This is a genomic window from Corynebacterium sp. AOP36-E1-14, assembly GCF_052377495.1.
In the GTDB taxonomy this organism is placed as follows: domain Bacteria; phylum Actinomycetota; class Actinomycetes; order Mycobacteriales; family Mycobacteriaceae; genus Corynebacterium.
The window spans coordinates 23450-42427 of the sequence record NZ_JBQSWV010000015.1 but is presented as its reverse complement, the minus strand read 5'-3'; the positions used below and the strand labels follow the sequence as shown (position 1 = coordinate 42427).

Below are 18978 nucleotides of genomic sequence, written 5' to 3'. Positions count from 1 at the left end.
ACATGGCCGACGACAACAACGCCTCGACCACGACCCAGAACAGGACCCAGAAAAGCGCACGTTCCCCGATCCGGGAGCTGACGCTGCGTGCGGTCATCCTCGGTGGTCTGATCACCCTGGTGTTCACCGCCGCGAACGTCTACCTGGGCCTGAAGGTCGGGCTGACCTTCGCCACCTCCATCCCGGCCGCGGTGATCTCCATGGCGGTGCTGCGGCGGATGCAGAACCACAGCATCACCGAGAACAACATCGTGCAGACCATCGCCTCTGCCGCCGGCACGCTCTCGGCGATCATCTTCGTGCTCCCCGGCCTGATCATGATCGGCTGGTGGACGGGCTTCCCCTACTGGACGACGATGCTGGTCTGCCTCATCGGCGGTGTGCTGGGCGTGATGTACTCCATCCCGCTGCGTCGTGCACTGGTCACCGGCTCCGACCTGCCCTTTCCCGAGGGTGTGGCGGCGGCCGAGGTGCTCAAGGTGGGGGAGGACGACCCCCACGGCCACGGTGATGACGCTCAGGGCGAAGCCGAGGGCGACGATGCCGACGACAACGCAGACAACCGTGACGGCCTGCGCGCCATCGTCGTCGGCGCGCTCGCGTCGGCGGGCATGTCCCTGCTCTCCGCGCTGAAGGTCGGTGCGTCCGAGGTCGCCGGGACCTTCCGCATCGGTGCGGGCGGCACGATGGCCGGCGGCAGCCTGTCGCTGGCGCTGATCGGCGTGGGCCACCTCGTGGGCCCCACGGTGGGTATCGCGATGATCGTCGGCCTGGTGATCTCCTTCGGCGTGCTGCTGCCGGTGTTCACCAGCGGGGACGTCCCCGTGGTCGCTGACATCTCCGAGGTCGTCTCCGACACCTTCGCCAGCGACGTGCGTTTCGTCGGCGCCGGTGCGATGGCCATCGCCGCGGTCTGGACCCTGGTGAAGATCATCGGCCCGGTCATCCGCGGCATCACCGCCTCGTTGGCGGCCTCGCGCGCCCGGAAGCAGGGCGAGGAGGTCGCCCTGGCGGAGCGCGACATCCCGGTGAAGGTCCTCGTGGTCACCGTCCTGGCGCTGATGCTGCCGATCGGCTGGCTGCTGTGGTCTTTCCTGAGCGGCACCGGCGTGAGCCACCACACCGGCCCGCTGATCACCCTGAGCATCCTGTTCGTGCTGGTCCTGGGCCTGGTCATCGCCGCGGTGTGCGGTTACATGGCCGGTCTGATCGGTTCGTCCAACAGTCCGATCTCCGGGGTCGGCGTGATCGTGGTGCTGCTCGCGGCGCTGCTGATCAAGCTGGTCACCGGCAACGACGACGGCGGCAACCCCACCGCGCTGGTGGCCTACACGCTGTTCACGGCCACGGTGGTCTTCGGTGTCGCCACGATCTCGAACGACAACCTCCAGGACCTCAAGACCGGTCAGCTCGTCGGCGCGACGCCGTGGAAGCAGCAGACAGCCCTGATCATCGGCGTGGTCTTCGGGTCCCTGATCATTCCGCCGGTGATGGGTCTGATGGCCACGGCCTTCGGTTTCGCCGGCACCCCGGGTGCGGGTCCGGACGCCCTGGCGGCCCCGCAGGCCGGCCTGCTGTCCTCGGTCGCCGAGGGCATCTTCGGTGACTCGCTGGACTGGGGCCTGATCGGCCTGGGTGCGTTGATCGGCATCGGCGTGATCATCGTCGACGAGGTGCTCACCCGCACCTCCGGCAAGCGTTTCAGCCTGCCGCCGCTGGCCGTCGGCATGGGCATGTACCTGCCGGTCAGCCTCACCCTGATCATCCCGATCGGTGCGTTCATCGGCTGGTTCTACAACCGCTGGGCGGATGGACGCTCCAACGCCGAGTCGGCGAAGCGCCTGGGTGTGCTGGGTGCCACGGGCCTGATCGTGGGCGAGAGCCTCTTCGGTGTGCTCAACGCCGGCATCATCGCCGCCTCCGGCGACTCCGACGCCCTGGCGATCATGCCGGCGGGCTGGGAGGGCGCCTCCCACTGGGTCGGCGTGCTGCTGTTCGTGGGCATCGTCGTGGGCCTGTACCGGTGGGTGTGCTCGCGCGCCGCACGGGACCACGCTCAGAAGTAGTTGACGTGTCAACTATGGTATCGTCGTGCGGGTAGGCAACCCCGAAAGAACCCAAGGAGCACAACCATGACCAGCATCGGCATCATCGCAGGTTCCAGCCGTCCCGGCGCCTTCAACCCCCAGGTCGTCGCCTGGGTCAAGGAGCAGCTCGACGCCGCCGACGTGGACAGCACCGTGGTCAACTTCGCCGACTACGACCTCCCCGTCCTCGACGAGGAGATCCCCGGTGGCGCACACAAGTACGCTAACGAGCACACCAAGGCCTGGGGTGCGGCCCTGGAGCCCTTCGACGGCTACATCGTGGTGACCCCCGAGTACAACCACTGCGTGCCCGGTCCGCTGAAGAACGCCATCGACTTCGTGGGCTCCGAGTTCGCCCACAAGCCCGTCGCCTTCGTCTCCTACGGGGCCGACAAGGGTGTGCGCGCCGTCGAGGCGTGGCGCTCCGTCTTCGCGAACTTCAAGGCGGCCACCGTACGCGACACCGCCTCCTTCTCCATCTTCACCGACGCCACCGACGGGGAGTTCACCCCGCAGGAGACCTCCACCGCCCCGTTCGCCGGCCTGCTGCGCGACCTCCTGGCCTGGGCCGAGGGCTTCGCCGTGGTGCGAGACCGCCTCTCGGCGAAGTGACCGGACGGGTCACGTACCGCAGCTGACGGCCTGGCGCAGGCCTCCTCCACCGCGTTGGCGTAGTAGGACCGGCCGGCGTCGCGGCGGCGCAGTTGATCGCCTACTGCGCGGCCGGGACGATGCCCCTGACGTAGCCGTAGGGCACCACGAGAATGAACTTGTGAACGGGTTCGATGGTTTCCACGATGCGGTCAGCTGACTGTCGAAGGCCTGCCCGTTGGTGCCGGAACCGATCACCACGTATTTGCCGAGCGCGCCCGCCGACGCCATCGCCGCGATCGGGTCCTCCTCGCCGCCAGCGCGGCGGCACCCACCGGTAGGATGCTTCTGTCAGTGCGAGACACACGAGCATGGACACCGTGCCTCCGAGCGTGGAAGTTCAGGTCGCGGGCGACTGGTAGTCTGTGATCCCTGGCTTGTGCGCCGTCGTGTGTACGGATCGACCCGCGCCCCGCTGGTCAGAGGATCGCACCACCCCGACGGTTCGCCGATGATGCACCGGGAGGGCAATTACCGTGACGGATGTTCAGCCGTTACTCGACCAACTGGCCAACACATTGCGTCGGTCGATCGCCATCGACGATCCAGAGGGACGGTTGATCGCCTCAAGCCGTCATTTCGGTGACGAGGACGGGCCACGGGTCAATGTGGTGCTGACCCGTGACATGGACCGACGGGTCCACAAGTACCTCCATTCGTTCGGGATACGGACCGCGACAGGCAGGATCATGATTCCGGAGAACCGGGAACTCGGCCTGCGTGCGCGGTGCTGCTACCCCTTGCGATGGCAGGGCAAGCTCGGTGGTTTCCTGTGGTTGATCGGTCCGGACGTGAACGACGGTGACGTCCGGCCGTATGTTGAACGAATCGCCGGGATCCTCGGCCAACGTCCCTCGCCAGCTGGCGAACACGCCGAACGTTCGCGTCTGGCGGCGCAACTGTTGGACCCCCACCAGGACATCGGGGAGGCCCTGCGGGGACTACGCGACCACGGGGTCGGAGCTGAGCGCACGGCGACCAAGATCATCACCGTGCTGTTGCCTGAGGGGATCGAGGCTCCTCCTACCGCCAGTTCGCCGGTATTGGGCGCGTGGAACGGGCCGGACCGTCATGTGATCGTCATCGACCGTGCAGACGGCGCGGTGGTGTTGCTGAACATGCCGGACGGAGTCGCGACCGACACGACCCTCCTCGCCGTCCGTCTGCAAGAGGAACTGGCCGAATATGCCCCGAAGGTCGGGGTGAGTGAAACGGGGCTCCTCGCTGAGGCGCGGAAACTCCACCGCCACAGCGAACTTGCCGCTCACGCCGGCACGGTGGTCGGCACCTGCGGGCCGGTCACGGACTGGGAAACGTTCTACCCGTACAACCTGATCCTTGACGCCGCCAGCGACCGCCACCATGCTTTGCTCGTTCCGGATGCGGTCACACCTCTGCTTGACCCGTCGCAAGGCGTGCTCAGGACCACTGCCGAGACCTACCTAGACTGCGGCGGAGACCGGGGCATGACCTCTGCGGCCCTGTTCATCCACCGCAGCACTCTCTACTACCGCCTGAATCAGATCGGTAAGTTGACCGGGCTCGACCTCAGCACGGGGCATGACCGCCTCATCATGCACGTAGCGCTCAAGGTTGAACGTCTGCTTGATGCCGTGGACCAGCGCATTCCACAGGATGAGGAACGGAGAGGCTGAACTTCCTCTCCAGCGCGGATGACCCGGTGGGCAGGGCACCCCAGGATGGATCTCACGAGCGAGATACCCTCGCCGTCCGAACATCGAGAGTCAGGGGCACGCCATGACAGAAACCACCGCATCCTCCCAGTCCGCCGGCCTCGAGCTCGGCAAGGACATCCTGTACCTCACCAAACAGGACGTCCTCGACCTGGGCATCAATCGCCGGGAGATCCTCGACATCACCAGCGACACCTTGGTCGAACACGGGAACCACCGCTACGAGATGCCGGCGAAGATCGGCGTGCACCCGTACCCGGAGGTCTTCTACCACGCGATGCCGGCCTACGTGCCCGAGATGAACGCCGTGGGATGCAAGTGGATCGAGTGCTACCCGAACAACCCGCAGAAGTTCGGCCTTCCGCAGACGACCGGACTGATGGTGATCAACGACGTCGAATCGGGTGTTCCGTTGGCGATCATGGACTCGACGTGGGTCACGGCGATGCGCACGCCTGCAGTCACGGTCCTGTCGGCAGCCACCCTGCACCCGGGGGCCGAGACCTTCGGGATGTTCGGCTGCGGGGTGCAGGGCAAGGAGCACATCCGTTTCGCTGCCGAGGCGATGCCTGACCTGAAGAAGGTCTTCGTCTACGACAACCGCGAGTCCGCAGCAGACGCCCTGATCGCGGAGCTGCAGGGAGAGGTTTCCTTCACCCTGGTCAAGGGAGAATCGCCTGAGGCGGTCGCCAAGAGCTGCGAGGTGCTCAGTTCGGCCACCGTGATCCTCAAGGAGCCGATGTCCGTCGTCAAGCGGGGTTGGGTCGGGGCAGGGCAGACGATCCTGCCCTGCGACCTGAACACCTTCTGGGATCCGGACATCGCACGCCTGGCGGACAAGTACATCGTCGACAGCATCGAAGAACATGAGCTGTTCAATCAGATGGGGTACTTCCCGGATGGACTGCCCTCCATCACCTCGGAGACGGGTGAGGTCCTCGCCGGTGTGAAGCCGGGTAGGGAGAACTCCGACCAGCTCATCGTCAACAGCAATATCGGTATGGCGGTATGCGACGTGACCGTTGGGCGTGCGATCTACGACCGCGCCCTGAGCACCTCCGTGGGAACACGACTCGAGCTGTAGCGCGACCTGCGGATTGTGTTAGGGGTGCACGGTCGGCCCACACCCCGCGCGGTAGGCTTCGGGACATGCAGCGCACCGACCTCGCCCGCCTTATCGACCACACCCTGCTCAAGCCGGAAGCCACACCCGCCGACGTCGCCGCCCTCGCGCACGAGGCGGGGGAGCTGGGCACGTACGCAATCTGCGTCTCGCCGTCCCAGCTGCCGGTCGCCACGCCGGACGGCGTGCGCGTGGCCACGGTGGTCGGCTTCCCGTCCGGTGCGGTGAAGGCCGAGGTCAAGGCCACCGAGGCGGCACGCGCGGTCGCCGACGGTGCCGACGAGGTCGACATGGTCGTCAACCTCGCCCTGCTCAAGGAGGGGCGCGACGAGGAGCTGGCCCACGAGATCGCCGTGGTGCGCGCCGCGGTGCCCGCACCGGGCGTGCTCAAGGTCATCATCGAGTCGGCGGCCCTGACCGACGGGGAGGTCCTGACCGCCTGCCGCTGCGCGGAGGACGCCGGGGCCGACTTCGTGAAGACGTCCACCGGCTTCCACCCGGCGGGTGGGGCGAGCGTGCACGCCGTGGAACTGATGCACGGGGCCGTCGGGGGACGCCTCGGCATCAAGGCGTCCGGCGGGATCCGCACCCGCGACGCCGCCGAGGCGATGGTCGCCGCCGGCGCCACGCGCCTGGGCCTGTCGTCCTCCGCGGCGGTGCTCGGCGCCTGTTGAGGGCATGCTTCCTGGCAGGTCAGGTACATAATCGCCTACACTGTCGGGGTGCAACTTCTTCGCCTCGTGGGTAGGTACGCCCGTCAGTACCCGGGGCTGTTGGTGGCAGTCCTCCTTCTTCAGATCGTCTCCACCTTCGCGACGCTCTACCTCCCCCGTCTCAACGCCGACATCATCGACCAGGGTGTGTCCCGTGGCGACATCGGCTACATCTGGTCCACCGGCGGCATCATGGTCGCCGTGGCATTCGTGCAGGTCATCACCGCCGTCGCGGCGACCTGGTGCGCCGCGCGTCTGGCGATGTCCGTCGGACGCGACGTCCGGCGCGACGTCTACCGCAGCGTGGACCGCTTCAGCGCCCAGGACATGGGCACCTTCGGGGTGCCCACGCTGATCACCCGCGGCACGAACGACGTGCAGCAGGTGCAGATGGTCTTCGTGATGTTCCTGAGCTTCATGGTCACCATGCCGATCATGTGCATCGGCGGCATCGTCATGGCGCTGCGCGAGGACGCCGGCCTGTCGTGGCTGGTGTGGGTCTCCGTCGCCGTGCTGCTGGTCGTCGTGGGCACGATGGTCGCCCGTCTGGTGCCGCTGTTCGGCTCGATGCAGGACCGCATCGACGCCATCAACGGCGTGATGCGTGAGCAGATCACCGGCATCCGGGTGATCCGCGCCTTCGTCCGTGAGAAGTTCGAGACCAGGCGTTTCGAGGACGCCAACCAGGCCGTCGCCTGGGTCTCCGAGCGCGTGGGACGCGTGTTCGTCCTGATGGGCCCGGTGATCATGGTCGTGCTGCACGGTGCGACGGCGGCGGTGCTGTGGTTCGGCGGCCACCGCGTGGCAGACGGGGCGATCGAGGTCGGCTCGCTGACCGCGTTCATGCAGTACCTGCTGCAGATCCTCGTGGCGGTGATGATGGGCTCGTTCATGGCGATGATGCTGCCGCGCGCGATCGTGTGCGCCGGACGCATCCAGGACGTCCTCGGCCACGAACCGTCCATCACCGAGCCGGAGGCCGATCCGTCGGTGGAGACCGTGTCGCCGACGCAGGTGCGCGGCGAGCTGGAGTTCCGCGACGTGTCCTTCACCTACCCGGGCGCGGACAAGCCGGTGCTCACCGACGTGAGCTTCACGGTGCGCCCCGGGCAGACCACCGCGGTGATCGGGGCGACCGGCTCCGGCAAGTCCACGCTGGTCAACCTCATCCCGCGCCTGTTCGCGCCGACGTCCGGCGACGTGCTCATCGACGGGGTGCCCGTCGCGGCGATGCCGCGTAAGGACCTCGCCCGCGCCGTCGGCCTGGTGCCGCAGAAGGCGTTCCTGTTCTCCGGGACGGTGGCTTCCAACCTGCGTTTCGGACGCACCGACGCCACCGACGACGAACTGTGGGACGCGCTGCGCGTCGCGCAGGCCGACGGTTTCGTGCGCAGCCGCGGTGACGGCGAGGCCGCAGGCCTGGCGTCCCCGGTGGCGCAGGGCGGCACGGACGTCTCCGGCGGCCAGCGCCAGCGCCTGTGCATCGCCCGCGCGCTCGTCGCCGCGCCGAAGGTGTACGTCTTCGACGACTCCTTCTCCGCCCTGGACGTGCGCACCGACGCCGCGCTGCGCGCCGCACTGCACCCCGGGACCAGGGACGCGGCGGTGGTCACCGTCGCACAGCGGGTGTCCACGGTGCGTGACGCCGACCAGATCCTGGTGCTGGACAAGGGGCGCATCGTCGCCCGCGGGACGCACGACGACCTGCTGGCGTCCAGCGACACCTACCGCGAGATCGTCGAGTCGCAGATGGAGGCACAGCGATGAGTGACACCGAAGTGACTGACCGGGGCGCGGAGTCCGCGCCGCGGTCGGCGAAGGCCTTTTGGCCCTCGGCGCTGCGCATGGTGGCGCTGATGGCGCCCCGCAAGATCGCGCTGACGTGGGTCTTCGTCCTGCTCGTGGTGTGCGTGGTGCTGACCGTCTACGCGCCGAAGGTCCTCGGCGACGCCGTCGACGTGATCTACGACGGCGTGCTCGCCACCTGGAACGGTGAGCCCGGTGCCGGCATCGACTTCGGCGAACTCGGCCGGCTCATCGGCATCGTGCTGGGCATGTACGTGGTGGCCTCCGTGTTCAACTGGGCGCAGGGGTTCATCCTCAACAAGATCGTCGTCGCGGTGATCGTGGAGCTGCGCACCGACGTGGAACGCAAGGTCCACCGCCTGCCGCTGAGCTTCTACGACTCGCGGCAGAAGGGCGACCTGCTCTCGCGCACCACCAACGACGTCGACAACGTCCAGCAGGCCCTCCAGCAGGCGCTGAGCCAGTTCGCCTACTCCGGCATGATGATCATCGGCGTGACCGTGATGATGTTCCGGGTGTCCTGGCAGCTCGCGATCGTCGCGCTGCTGGCCCTGCCGCTGACCGCCATCGTCGTCGGCATCGTCGGCACCCGGGCGCAGAAGCAGTACGGCGCGCAGTGGGCCGGCACCGGCAAGGTCAACGGGCATGTCGAGGAGGCCTTCACCGGCCACGAACTGGTCGTGGCCTACGGTCGGCAGGACGAGATGTCGGTGACCTACGACGAGCGCAACGAGGAGCTCTACCAGGCCAGCGCGAAGGCGCAGTTCCTGTCCGGCATGATGATGCCGCTGATGCAGTTCCTCAACTACCTCAGCTACGTGGTCATCGCCGTGTTCGGCGGCCTGCGCGTAGCGAACGGGCAGATGAGCCTGGGTGCGGCGACGGCGTTCATCCAGTACTCCCGCGAGTTCAACCAGCCCCTCGGCGAGCTCGCCGGGATGATGACGATGGTGCAGTCCGGTGTGGCCTCCGCCGAGCGCGTCTTCGAGCTGCTCGACGCCGAGGAGCAGGACGCCGACCCGTCCGCCACGGCCTCGCCGCAGGCCGTGCGCGGCCGCGTGGAGTTCCGCGACGTCTCCTTCGGGTACTCGCCGTCCACCCCGCTGATCGAGCACCTGAACCTGGACGTGGAACCCGGACAGACCGTGGCGATCGTCGGGCCCACCGGTGCCGGCAAGACCACGATGGTGAACCTGATCATGCGGTTCTACGAGGTCACCGGCGGTGCGATCTACGTCGACGGTGTCGACTCGCGCGCCATGGGGCGCGCCGAGCTGCGCTCGCGCACCGGCATGGTCCTGCAGGACGCCGTCCTGTTCGACGGCACCATCCTGGAGAACATCCGTTACGGCCGGCTCGACGCCACCGACGAGGAGGTCAGGGACGCGGCGAAGGCCGCCTACGTCGACCGCTTCGTCCACGCCCTGCCGGACGGCTACGACACCGTCATCGACCAGGACGGCGGATCGGTCTCGGCAGGTGAGCGCCAGCTGATCACCATCGCGCGCGCCTTCCTCGCGGAACCGGAGATCCTGATCCTGGACGAGGCCACCTCGTCGGTGGACACCCGTACCGAGGTGCTGGTGCAGAAGGCGATGAACGCGATCCGCGCCCGGCGGACGTCCTTCGTGATCGCCCACCGGCTGTCCACCATCCGCGACGCCGACCGCATCCTGGTGATGGTCGACGGCACGATCGTGGAGCAGGGGTCCCACGACGAACTCCTGGCCGCCGACGGCTCCTACGCGGAGCTCTACCGCAGCCAGTTCGCCGCCGGCGGCGCGGTGTAGGTGCGCGGGGTCTGGCCGGCCCCGCCGTGCGTCCGACTACGCTGAATCCCATGGCCTACGAGATCAGCGACTCCGTCACCATCCACGCGACCCCCGCGGAGGTCTTCGACCTCGTCAGCGACGTCACGCGCACGGGGGAGTGGAGCGCCCAGTGCCACCGCGCACAGTGGGACTCCGACGCACGGGGCGACGGCGCGACGTTCACCGGGCACAACCGCACCGCGGAGAGGGAGTGGTCGACAATCTCCGAGGTCGTCTCCGCACGTCCGGGCCAGGAGTTCTCCTGGCGGGTGACCTCCAGCGGCACGCGGTGGGGGTTCCGCATGGAGCCGGTGAACCGGCGGGAGGATGCCACGGTGCTCACCGAGTACACCGCCTTCACCGCCGACGGCGAGCGGTACTTCCGGCAGAAGTTCGGCGACGACGCCGCCGCGCAGGAGGCTGACCGGAAGGACGCCGCCACCTACGGCATCACCGAGACCCTCCAGAACATCAAGGGGATCCTCGAGGGGTGAGGTGCTGTTGACCGGAGTGGGGAGTCTCTTCGACCTGGCGGGGACAGCTACCCTCCGGAGGGTGCAAAAGATGATGCCACCGCCTCCACCGCGCAGGAGCGTCGATCAGATCCTGGTGGACGCGAGCATGGTCGCGTTCTCGGAGACCGGATCGCAGAAGAACTCCGTGACAACCCAGTCCCCTTCACCCGGGTAACTGCTCTCATCGCAGGTATCGAGATCGTTTCGTTGCCCACGGTGGACCTTCCCCGCATGTGACGCTATGCTCGGTACCATGCGGAAGTAGAACCCCTGAATCGTCCTGTGCCCGAGGCGGCCGACCGCCCGGCGGGACACCTCATCATCTCCACTCAGGGAGTTCCCCCATGTCTACTATTCCCACGCCCGGCTCCATGTCCGGCTCCGCGTCACAGTCCCCGCTGCAGATCGACGGCCTCTCCGTTCAGATCGCCGGGACCCGGGTCCTCACCGACGTGTCCTTCGTCGTCCCGCCCGGTCAGCGCGCCGGCCTGATCGGCGAGAACGGCTCGGGCAAGTCCACCCTGCTGCACGCCGTCCACGGTTCGCTGCCGGAGGCGGCGACCACCGCCGGTGCGGTGGACGTCGGCTCGTCGCGGGTGGGCCTGCTCCACCAGCAGGCACCGTTCGCCGACGACGAGACCGTCGCCGGCGCGTTGGAGTCCGCCGTCGCCGCCGAGCGGCGCGCCGCGTCCGACCTGGAGCGCGCCGCCGACCCCTACGACGCCGGGGCCTACGCCGAGGCGTTGGACCGCGCCGAGCGTCGCGACGTGTGGGGCACGGACGCGCGCATGTCCGCGACGCTCGCGGGCCTCGGCCTTGCCGCGGTGCCGCCGGAGCGTCCTGCCGGGGAGTTGTCCGGCGGCCAGCGGGCGCGCCTGTCGTTGGCGTGGCTGCTGCTCAACCGCCCGGACGTGCTGCTGCTCGACGAGCCCACCAACCACCTCGACGACGCGGCGACGGAGTACCTGGTCAGCGTGCTGAACGCGTGGAAGGGGCCGGTGCTGTTCGCCAGCCACGATCGCGCGTTCCTCGACCTCGCGGCGTCCTGCGTGGTGGACCTGGACCCCGCGCCGACGCAGGTCGGCGCGCAGGGCGGCGTGACCCGCTACACCGGCAACTACACCGACTACCTCGCCGCGCGCCGGGACGTCCGGCAGCGCTGGGAGCGGCAGTACCGCGACGAGCAGGCGGAGCTGAAACGCCTGCGTGCCGGGGTGCGCGACAACCACCAGGTCGGGCACACCAACCGCGACATCCAGGTGGAGAACAAGATCACGAAGAAGTTCTACGGCGACCGCAATGCGAAGGTCGTGTCGCGCCGGGTGAACGACTCGCGCTCGCGGCTCGAGAAACTCGAGGAGTCGCAGGTCCGCAAGTCGCCGGCGGAGCTGACGTTCGCCGGACTCACCGCCGCAGGACGCGACGACACCGCAGGACGCACGGGGCCGGTGCTCGTCGCCGCCGGCGTCGAGGTCGCCGGGCGGCTGCCGCGCACCAGCGTCACCGTGAACGGTGACGAGAAACTCCTGGTCACCGGACCGAACGGCTCGGGCAAATCGACCCTGCTGGAGGTGCTGGCGGGCACATTGGCCCCCTCGGCGGGCACGGTCGGCGGTGTGGGTTCCGGTGCAGGTTCGGGCGTGAGCGTGGGGCACCTGACCCAGGAGGTCGTCCTGCCGGACCCGGCGGGACGCGGCCCGGGCCGCACGGTGGAGCGCGCCTACCGCGACGCCGTCGGTGACGAACTTGCGGACGCCGTGCCGCTGGCGACGTTCGGGCTGATCCACCCGCGCGACGAGTCGCGGCCGTTGGCTGAGCTGAGTCTCGGCCAGCAACGACGCGTCTCCCTGGCGGTACTGCTCGCCGACCCGCCGGACGTGCTGCTGCTCGACGAGCCCGACAACCATCTGTCGTTGTCCCTGGTCACCGCGTTGGAGGAGGCGATCCCCGCCTACCCGGGTGCGGTCGTGGTCGCCTCGCACGACCGGTGGCTGCGCCGACGGTGGGCAGGGGAGCGCCTGGAACTGTAGGCGCTGTGCCGTGACCCGGGGCAGCCCGCACTACTGACGCGCTCCCGGCTGCGCCATTCCTGTGGTGCCTTCGGCTCAGCCGGAGCGGAACGTTCCGGCCTTCCAGACTGATCGGTCTACTTTGATTCAGGTGCCTTCCAGCACCACTGACGTAGACCGAGAGGACCCACCGAACATGACTCCCGCACGCGGGCTACCTGCCCCCACCGGCAGGAACTTCAGGAGGGGACGGGCGTTGGCCGCAGTCCTCGTCGCCGTCTCCCTGGCGGTGACCTCCTGCTCCAGCACCGAGGACACGCTCAACGACGCCGGCGGGGAGGACGCACTCACCGCCGCCGACGAGTACCACGAGGCGGAGGACCCCACGGCCGTGCCCGCTGCGGTGACGAAGCGTCCTGACACGTTCGTCACCACGATCAACAAGCCCGGCGGGGTCTTCCTCCCCGGTTTCTACGACAACGGCTGGGACGGCAATGCCGTCGCCCCGATCTTCGCCGGACTCGTCGCGCAACAGGAGGACGGTTCCTACGTCCCCGACCTCGCCGAGTCCTGGGACGTGTCCGACGACGACCTGACCTACACCTTCCACCTGCGCGACGGCCTGACGTTCAGCGACGGCACGCCGCTGACCGCGGACGACGTGAAGTTCACCCTCACCCTCTTCAACGACCCGGCCTTCGACGGCGGCATCGACTTCAGCAAATTCGGCATCGTCGGCGGTGACGACTACAAGAACGGCGACGCCGACGAGATCAGCGGGATCCGGGTGCTCGACGACCGGACGGTGGAGATCGAGACCGAGACGGTCAGCCCCCTGGCACTGTCGACGCTGGGTGGTGCCGTCCTCCCGGAGCACTACTACGGCAAGGACTACCGGAAAGGCCAACTCGACTATCTCCGCGACCTCTACGCGGAGCCGGTCGGCGCCGGGCCCTACACACTGGACCGGCACGTGGTCGGCCAGGAGGTCAGGTACCTGGCCAACGAGCACTACTACGGCGGATCGCCCGCCGTGGAACACGTGATCTTCAAGATCATCGACTCCGACAACCGGCTCGCGGCCTTCGAGAACGGCGACATCGACCACAGCGGCTTCGGCACCGGACCCGAGACCCTCCAGGCCCTGCAGGACCTCCGGTTCGCCGACACGAGCTCGCGGACCGTGGGCGACATCGGGCAGATCTGGATCAACAACCGCAACCCCAAGTTCGCCGACACCCGGGTACGTCAGGCCCTGCACCACGGGCTCGACCGCGACCAGATCGTCCAGGCCAAGTACAAGGGGGAGGGAGGCGTGGCCGACATCTACGCCGCCCCCACCCAGTGGTCCTTCGACGACGAAGGTGTGACCACCTACGGCTTCGACCCCGGACGGGCCGGCGAGCTCCTCGACGACGCCGGGTGGACCGAGGGTGCCGACGGTGTGCGTGAGAAGGACGGCGAGCGCCTGAGCCTGAACTACATCACCACCGACCCGGACGACCCGGTGATCCCGATCGCCACCGAGAACTACCGTGACATCGGCATCGACTTCACCCCGGAGGTCCTTGACTCGAACACCGCGTTCGCCCGCTTCAACGACCTCGACTACGAGGCGGTCTCCTTTCGCACCGACTCCCTGTCCGACCCCGACGACGCGGTCTCGGAGTTCGGGACGGACGACCCGAAGGTGAACGTCACCGGCTACGACAACGCCCGCGTCCGTGAACTGGTCAAGGACGGTCAGTCCACCCTCGACGAGGACGAACGGCAGAAGATCTACTCCGAGCTCTACAAGGAACTCAGCCAGGACCCGCCGACGATCCTCGTGGACTACCGCCGGTCGATCACCGCCTGGAACAACCACATCGACGGCACCGGCGACTTCCGGACCGGGGCGGGGGACTCCTCCATCGCCCTGGCGAAGCTCACCCCGAAGGAGGACTGAGCGCCGTGCGCCCCACCCCACGGACCGGCCACGGCGGTGAACGATGAACCACAGGAGCTACCTCGGCTACACGGCGAAACGGGTGGCGGTCGCCCTGGTGATGATCCTCGCGGTCAGTGCCCTGGTCTTCTTCCTCTTCGCGGTGATGCCGGGAGACTACTTCTCGTCCAACCGCACCCTGACGCCTGAGCGCATCGCGGAGCTCCGCTCCCGCTACGGCCTCGACAAGGGGGTCGTGGAGCGGTACTGGATCTGGCTGGGCAACGCCGTGCGCGGCGACTTCGGCCACTCCCTGCAGTACAACCAGCCGGTGACGGAGACCATCGCCCCGTTCCTTCGGAACTCCTTCCTGGTGGCGGCGGTGTCGATGGTGCTGACCTGGACGATCGCGGTGGTTGCCGGTGTTCTCGCGGCGACCCGCCAGTACTCCTGGTTCGACAAGTTCGTCACCGCGATGCTCTTCGCCTCGCTGTCGATCCCCGCCTTCTTCCTTGGTCTGGTCCTGATCAAGGTCCTGTCCCTGGACCTCGGCCTGCTGCCTACCGGCGGCATGTACGACACCGGCAGCAACGCCACGGGCCTGGCCGCCGTGATCGAGGTCGCCCACCACATGGTGCTTCCGGTGCTGATCCTCACCTTCCTGTCCGCAGGCTCCCTGACCAGGTACTTCAGGACGGGGATGCTGGAGGTCCTGCGGGCGGACTACATCCGGACCGCACGTGCCAAGGGGCTCGGGGAGAAGGCGGTGGTGATGCGCCACGGTCTGCGCAACGCGCTGCTGCCGGCGATCACCCTGCTGGCCTTCGAGCTGCCGGGGCTGTTCTCCGGCGCGATCATCATCGAGCAGGTCATGAACTGGCCGGGCATCGGGCGCATGCAGCTGGAGGCAGTCCAGGTCCGTGACTACCCGGTGCTGATGACCGTCACCGTCCTGTTGGCGGCCTTGACGATCCTGGCCAACCTCGTCGCCGACCTCCTCTACACCGCCGCCGACCCGCGGATCCGTCTCGTGGAGCAGGCGCGTCGTCCCGCGCGCCGTGATGCGCGCCGGGCCGTCCGCCGGGGTGCGGTGGTGACGTCATGACCGCCACGCTCACCGAGGCCCAGGCCGGATCGCCGCGGCGCCGTCACAGCCTGTGGCGCGAGGCGCTCCTCAGTCTCCGGGGCAACCGGGTGGCCGTCATCAGCGCCCTGGTGCTGCTCCTGATGGTGCTCGTCAGCTTCGTCGGGCCGCTGGCCTCGCCGTACACCGGTGACGAGATCAACCTGCGTATCGCCAACCACCCGCCGGCGACAGACCACTGGCTGGGAACGGACAAGTACGGGCGAGACGTCCTGACCCGGCTGATGCTGGCCGGGCGGATCTCGCTGACGGTGGGACTGGCCTCGATGGCCCTGTCCCTGGTGCTCGGGACGTTCCTCGGCCTGGTCGCCGGCTACTTCGGTGGGTGGGTGGACGCGGTGGTGATGAGGGTCGTGGACCTGCTCATGTCCATCCCCGGGCTGCCGTTGCTCATCGTGCTGGCGGCGATCCTCTCCGAGTTCAAGATTGCCCCGGAATCCCGCCTGTACCTGGTGATGCTGATGTTGAGTCTCATCGGCTGGCCGGCCCTGGCACGGCTCATCCGTGGCCAGGTGCTGACTCTCAGGGAGCAGATGTTCATGCGTGCCACCGACGTCCTCGGCCTGGGGCTGAGGTCGAAGATCCTCCGGCACCTGCTGCCGAACGTCCTGCCGGTGCTGATCGTCGTGGCGACCCTGGGTACGGCGTCGTCGATCATCAGCGAGTCCTCGCTGAGCTTCCTCGGACTCGGTGTGATGGAGCCGCACGCCTCGTGGGGGAACATGATCAACTCCGCGAACAACCTCGTCGACTTCCGCAACCACTGGTGGCTGTGAGTCCCGCCCGGTGTGGCGGTGCTGGTCACCGTCGCCTCGATCAACGTCCTGGGGGACCGTCTCCGCGACGCCCTGGACCCGAAGATGTAAGGAGAGAAGGTCATGGAGTTCACGGATCACGACGGGCAGGAACCCCTGCTCGTGGTGGAGGACCTGACCACCGTGTTCGCGCTGCCGGACGGAGGGGTGAGGACCGCGGTCGACGGCGTCGGCTTCACCGTCCGGCGTGGCGAGATCCGCGGTGTGGTCGGGGAGTCCGGGTCGGGCAAGAGCGTGACGGCGATGTCGTTGCTCCGGCTCGTCGACGAGCCCGGCCGGATCGTCGGCGGCGACGTGAGGTTCGACGGCACGGACGTCCTCACGTTGGACAGGTCGGGACTGCAACGCCTGCGGGGCAGCGGTATCGGCGTCATCTTCCAGGAACCGGGCAGCGCCCTGAACCCCGTCCTGACCGTCGGGGACCAGGTCACCGAGTCGTTGCGGGTCCACCGGGACATGTCCCGGCGGGAGGCGCACCGGGACGCGGTGGCCTGGCTCGACCGCGTCGGGCTGCGGGAACCGGAGGCGTTGATGTCCCGTTACCCGCACGAGTTGTCCGGCGGCATGCTGCAGCGGGTGATGATCGCGATGGCCTTGTGCGCGGGCCCGAAGCTGCTGATCGCGGACGAGCCGTCCACCGCGCTGGACGTGACGACCCAGGCACAGATCCTGGACCTTCTGCTCGACCTGCGCGATGAACTTGGTCTGGCGATCCTGTTCATCACCCATGACCTGGGTGTGGTCGCCCGGATCGCCGACACGGTGACGGTGATGTACGGCGGACGGGTGATGGAGCAGACGGACGTCCTCACCTTGTTCGACAACCCGTCGCACCCCTACACCCGGGCGTTGCTCGCGACGTCGCCGGTCATCGGCCGGACCGTCCGACGGCTCCCGACCATCCCGGAGGACGTCCGGCGCTTCGCCGCCGGGGACGACGGGCGGACGCGGGAGGACGTCGCGTGAGGGCGCAGGACGTGCCGTTGCTGCAGGTGGACGGGCTCGTGAAGCACTTCGGCACGACGCGTGCGGTGGACGGCGTCGACCTCGTCGTCCGGCGAGGCGAGACCGTCGGGCTGGTGGGTGAGTCGGGCAGCGGCAAGACGACGCTCGGCCAGGCCGTCCTGCGGATGACCTCGCCGACGGCGGGGCGTGTCCTGTTCGACGGCCGTGACCTGGCGACGTTCTCGCGGCGGCAGCTGCAGCGCGCCAGGCCGAGGATGCAGTACATCTTCCAGGACCCCTATGGTGCGCTGAACCCCCGGATGACCGTCGGTGACGCCGTCGGCGAACCGCTCCTGCAGCACCGCCTCGCCACCAGGTCCACCGTCGATGCCCTGGTGGCGGAGGTGCTGGGCATCTGCGGCATGCCGGCGGACGCAGCCCGGCGCTACCCGCACGAATTCTCCGGTGGCCAGCGGCAACGCGTCGTAATCGCACGCGCCATGGCGTTGGGTCCGGAACTGGTCGTCGCCGACGAACCCGTCTCCGCCCTGGACGTCTCGGTTCAGGCGCAGATCATCAACCTGTTCAGTGACCTGCGTGAACAGCGGGAGACGGCCTTCCTGTTCATCTCGCACGACCTCGGTGTGGTGTGGCACCTGTGTGACCGTGTGGTGGTCATGGAACGCGGCCGGGTGGTGGAGTCCGGGACCCGGGGCCAGATATTCACCGACGCCCGGCACCCCTACACCCGCGCGCTGATCGCGGCGGTGCCCGTGTCGGACCCGCGGGATCGCCGCCGACACGTCGTCGCCGACCTGCTCGGACGCGACCCGGAGCGCGGCATGACGGCGGGGCAGGACGCTCCGCGCGCGGAACTGCGGGACGTGGGTGACGGGCACCTGGTCGCCGTGTCTGACGAGGTCATGTCGGGCGGGGTCAGGGAACTCAGTCGATCGGCGGGAAGTTCGGCTCCGGGGCCCAGTCCGGCCGGGGCATCCAGAAGCGGGTCGGCTGCTGTGCCGCGATGAAGAAGCTGCCACCGATGACGTCGTTCTCGATGAGGATCTCGTCCTGCGTCTCGGCCATCACCTGGTAGTCCCCGGCGGTGATTCGCGAGCCGGCCTCCAGTGGTTCGGCGTCTGCCTCGGTGAACTCCTTCTGCAGGTCGGGATCGGTAAGCGCGGCGCTGGGGACGAACATGGTGTCCCGGTACTCGAGCCCGGTGGTCGCCTCGCCATCCTCCGTCCGCATCGGTTCCTCGAGGGTGAGCAGGCAGGCGAAGTCGGAGCCGACCTTGTCGTTGAGCTCGCTGTCGACGGAGCAGACCCCGCCGTCGGGAAGGGTGAACATGTACCCGCCACCGTCGACGGCGAAGCGTTCGGGATCCCCGGCGGACGGGTCGCCCGAAGGTTGCGAGGCGTCGGACGCTGATGCGGACGCGGGTGCCGATGTCGGCGGTTCCGTTGACGGAGCAGCGTCCCCCTCACTGCTGCATCCGCTCAGGGCGGCGATGGTGCCGAGTGCGATCACGCCGGTGATGGTCGTCGACGTTCTCATCGGGACCGTCCTTTCGTTCGGAGGCGGGAAACGTGTTCCTCATGAAAACTTAGTCTGGTCGAGACTACACGCCGTCCAGGTGCGGCCTGAGGAGCAACGGCGCTCCTCGAGTGTGCCGGGCGGTGCCCGCGTCCCGTGCCGGATTCGGCCGATCATCGGCACGAAAAGGCCGAATCCGGCA

General features: G+C 68.2%; 15 protein-coding genes. 14 read left to right on the top strand and 1 reads right to left on the bottom strand.

Annotated elements, in window-relative coordinates; all coding sequences use genetic code 11:
- The first annotated feature begins 2 nt into the window (after positions 1–2).
- From ACT3TD_RS08540 to ACT3TD_RS08475, 14 genes are all read left to right on the top strand, one after another.
- Entirely contained in the window at positions 3–2066 is a 2064-nt protein-coding gene (locus tag ACT3TD_RS08540) for an OPT family oligopeptide transporter (RefSeq protein ID WP_301443216.1), read from the top strand.
- A gap of 66 nt (positions 2067–2132) precedes the next feature.
- Positions 2133–2699 carry an NADPH-dependent FMN reductase gene (locus ACT3TD_RS08535; RefSeq protein ID WP_301443217.1) on the top strand — a complete coding sequence of 189 codons (567 nt, stop codon included), beginning with the start codon at positions 2133–2135 and terminating at the stop codon, positions 2697–2699.
- Between the two features lie 515 nt (positions 2700–3214).
- On the top strand, positions 3215–4393 hold the full coding sequence (locus ACT3TD_RS08530; RefSeq protein ID WP_441578854.1) for a PucR family transcriptional regulator: 1179 nt from the start codon (positions 3215–3217) through the stop codon (positions 4391–4393).
- Positions 4394–4496: 103 nt separating this feature from the next.
- Positions 4497–5516: an ornithine cyclodeaminase family protein gene (locus tag ACT3TD_RS08525; RefSeq protein WP_301443014.1), complete on the top strand. Its 1020-nt coding sequence runs from the start codon at positions 4497–4499 to the stop codon at positions 5514–5516.
- Between the two features lie 65 nt (positions 5517–5581).
- Complete coding sequence (gene deoC / locus ACT3TD_RS08520) at positions 5582–6229, top strand: deoxyribose-phosphate aldolase (RefSeq protein WP_301443015.1); 648 nt, start codon at positions 5582–5584, stop codon at positions 6227–6229.
- Between the two features lie 48 nt (positions 6230–6277).
- Positions 6278–8035: an ABC transporter ATP-binding protein gene (locus ACT3TD_RS08515; RefSeq protein WP_301443016.1), complete on the top strand. Its 1758-nt coding sequence runs from the start codon at positions 6278–6280 to the stop codon at positions 8033–8035.
- Complete coding sequence (locus tag ACT3TD_RS08510) at positions 8032–9864, top strand: ABC transporter ATP-binding protein (RefSeq protein WP_301443017.1); 1833 nt, start codon at positions 8032–8034, stop codon at positions 9862–9864. The genes ACT3TD_RS08515 and ACT3TD_RS08510 overlap by 4 nt, the downstream gene beginning before the upstream one ends.
- A 50-nt stretch (positions 9865–9914) precedes the next feature.
- Complete coding sequence (locus ACT3TD_RS08505; protein WP_301443018.1) at positions 9915–10379, top strand: SRPBCC family protein; 465 nt, start codon at positions 9915–9917, stop codon at positions 10377–10379.
- A 365-nt stretch (positions 10380–10744) separates the two neighbouring features.
- Positions 10745–12430 carry an ABC-F family ATP-binding cassette domain-containing protein gene (locus tag ACT3TD_RS08500; protein WP_301443019.1) on the top strand — a complete coding sequence of 562 codons (1686 nt, stop codon included), beginning with the start codon at positions 10745–10747 and terminating at the stop codon, positions 12428–12430.
- Between the two features lie 175 nt (positions 12431–12605).
- The gene (locus ACT3TD_RS08495; protein WP_441579887.1) at positions 12606–14357 is read left to right on the top strand and encodes an ABC transporter substrate-binding protein; all 1752 of its coding nucleotides are present in this window, start codon (positions 12606–12608) and stop codon (positions 14355–14357) included.
- A gap of 43 nt (positions 14358–14400) precedes the next feature.
- Positions 14401–15441: an ABC transporter permease gene (locus ACT3TD_RS08490; RefSeq protein ID WP_301443258.1), complete on the top strand. Its 1041-nt coding sequence runs from the start codon at positions 14401–14403 to the stop codon at positions 15439–15441.
- Positions 15438–16256 carry an ABC transporter permease gene (locus ACT3TD_RS08485; protein WP_301443257.1) on the top strand — a complete coding sequence of 273 codons (819 nt, stop codon included), beginning with the start codon at positions 15438–15440 and terminating at the stop codon, positions 16254–16256. The genes ACT3TD_RS08490 and ACT3TD_RS08485 overlap by 4 nt, the downstream gene beginning before the upstream one ends.
- Positions 16257–16358: 102 nt before the next feature.
- Positions 16359–17261 carry an ABC transporter ATP-binding protein gene (locus tag ACT3TD_RS08480; RefSeq protein WP_301443256.1) on the top strand — a complete coding sequence of 301 codons (903 nt, stop codon included), beginning with the start codon at positions 16359–16361 and terminating at the stop codon, positions 17259–17261.
- The gene (locus tag ACT3TD_RS08475; protein ID WP_301443255.1) at positions 17258–18268 is read left to right on the top strand and encodes an ATP-binding cassette domain-containing protein; all 1011 of its coding nucleotides are present in this window, start codon (positions 17258–17260) and stop codon (positions 18266–18268) included. The genes ACT3TD_RS08480 and ACT3TD_RS08475 overlap by 4 nt, the downstream gene beginning before the upstream one ends.
- On the opposite strand, the gene ACT3TD_RS08470 is transcribed toward ACT3TD_RS08475, so the two are convergent.
- Positions 18186–18797: a hypothetical protein gene (locus ACT3TD_RS08470; RefSeq protein WP_444614984.1), complete on the bottom strand. Its 612-nt coding sequence runs from the start codon at positions 18795–18797 to the stop codon at positions 18186–18188. The genes ACT3TD_RS08475 and ACT3TD_RS08470 overlap by 83 nt on opposite strands.
- Positions 18798–18978 lie beyond the last annotated feature (181 nt).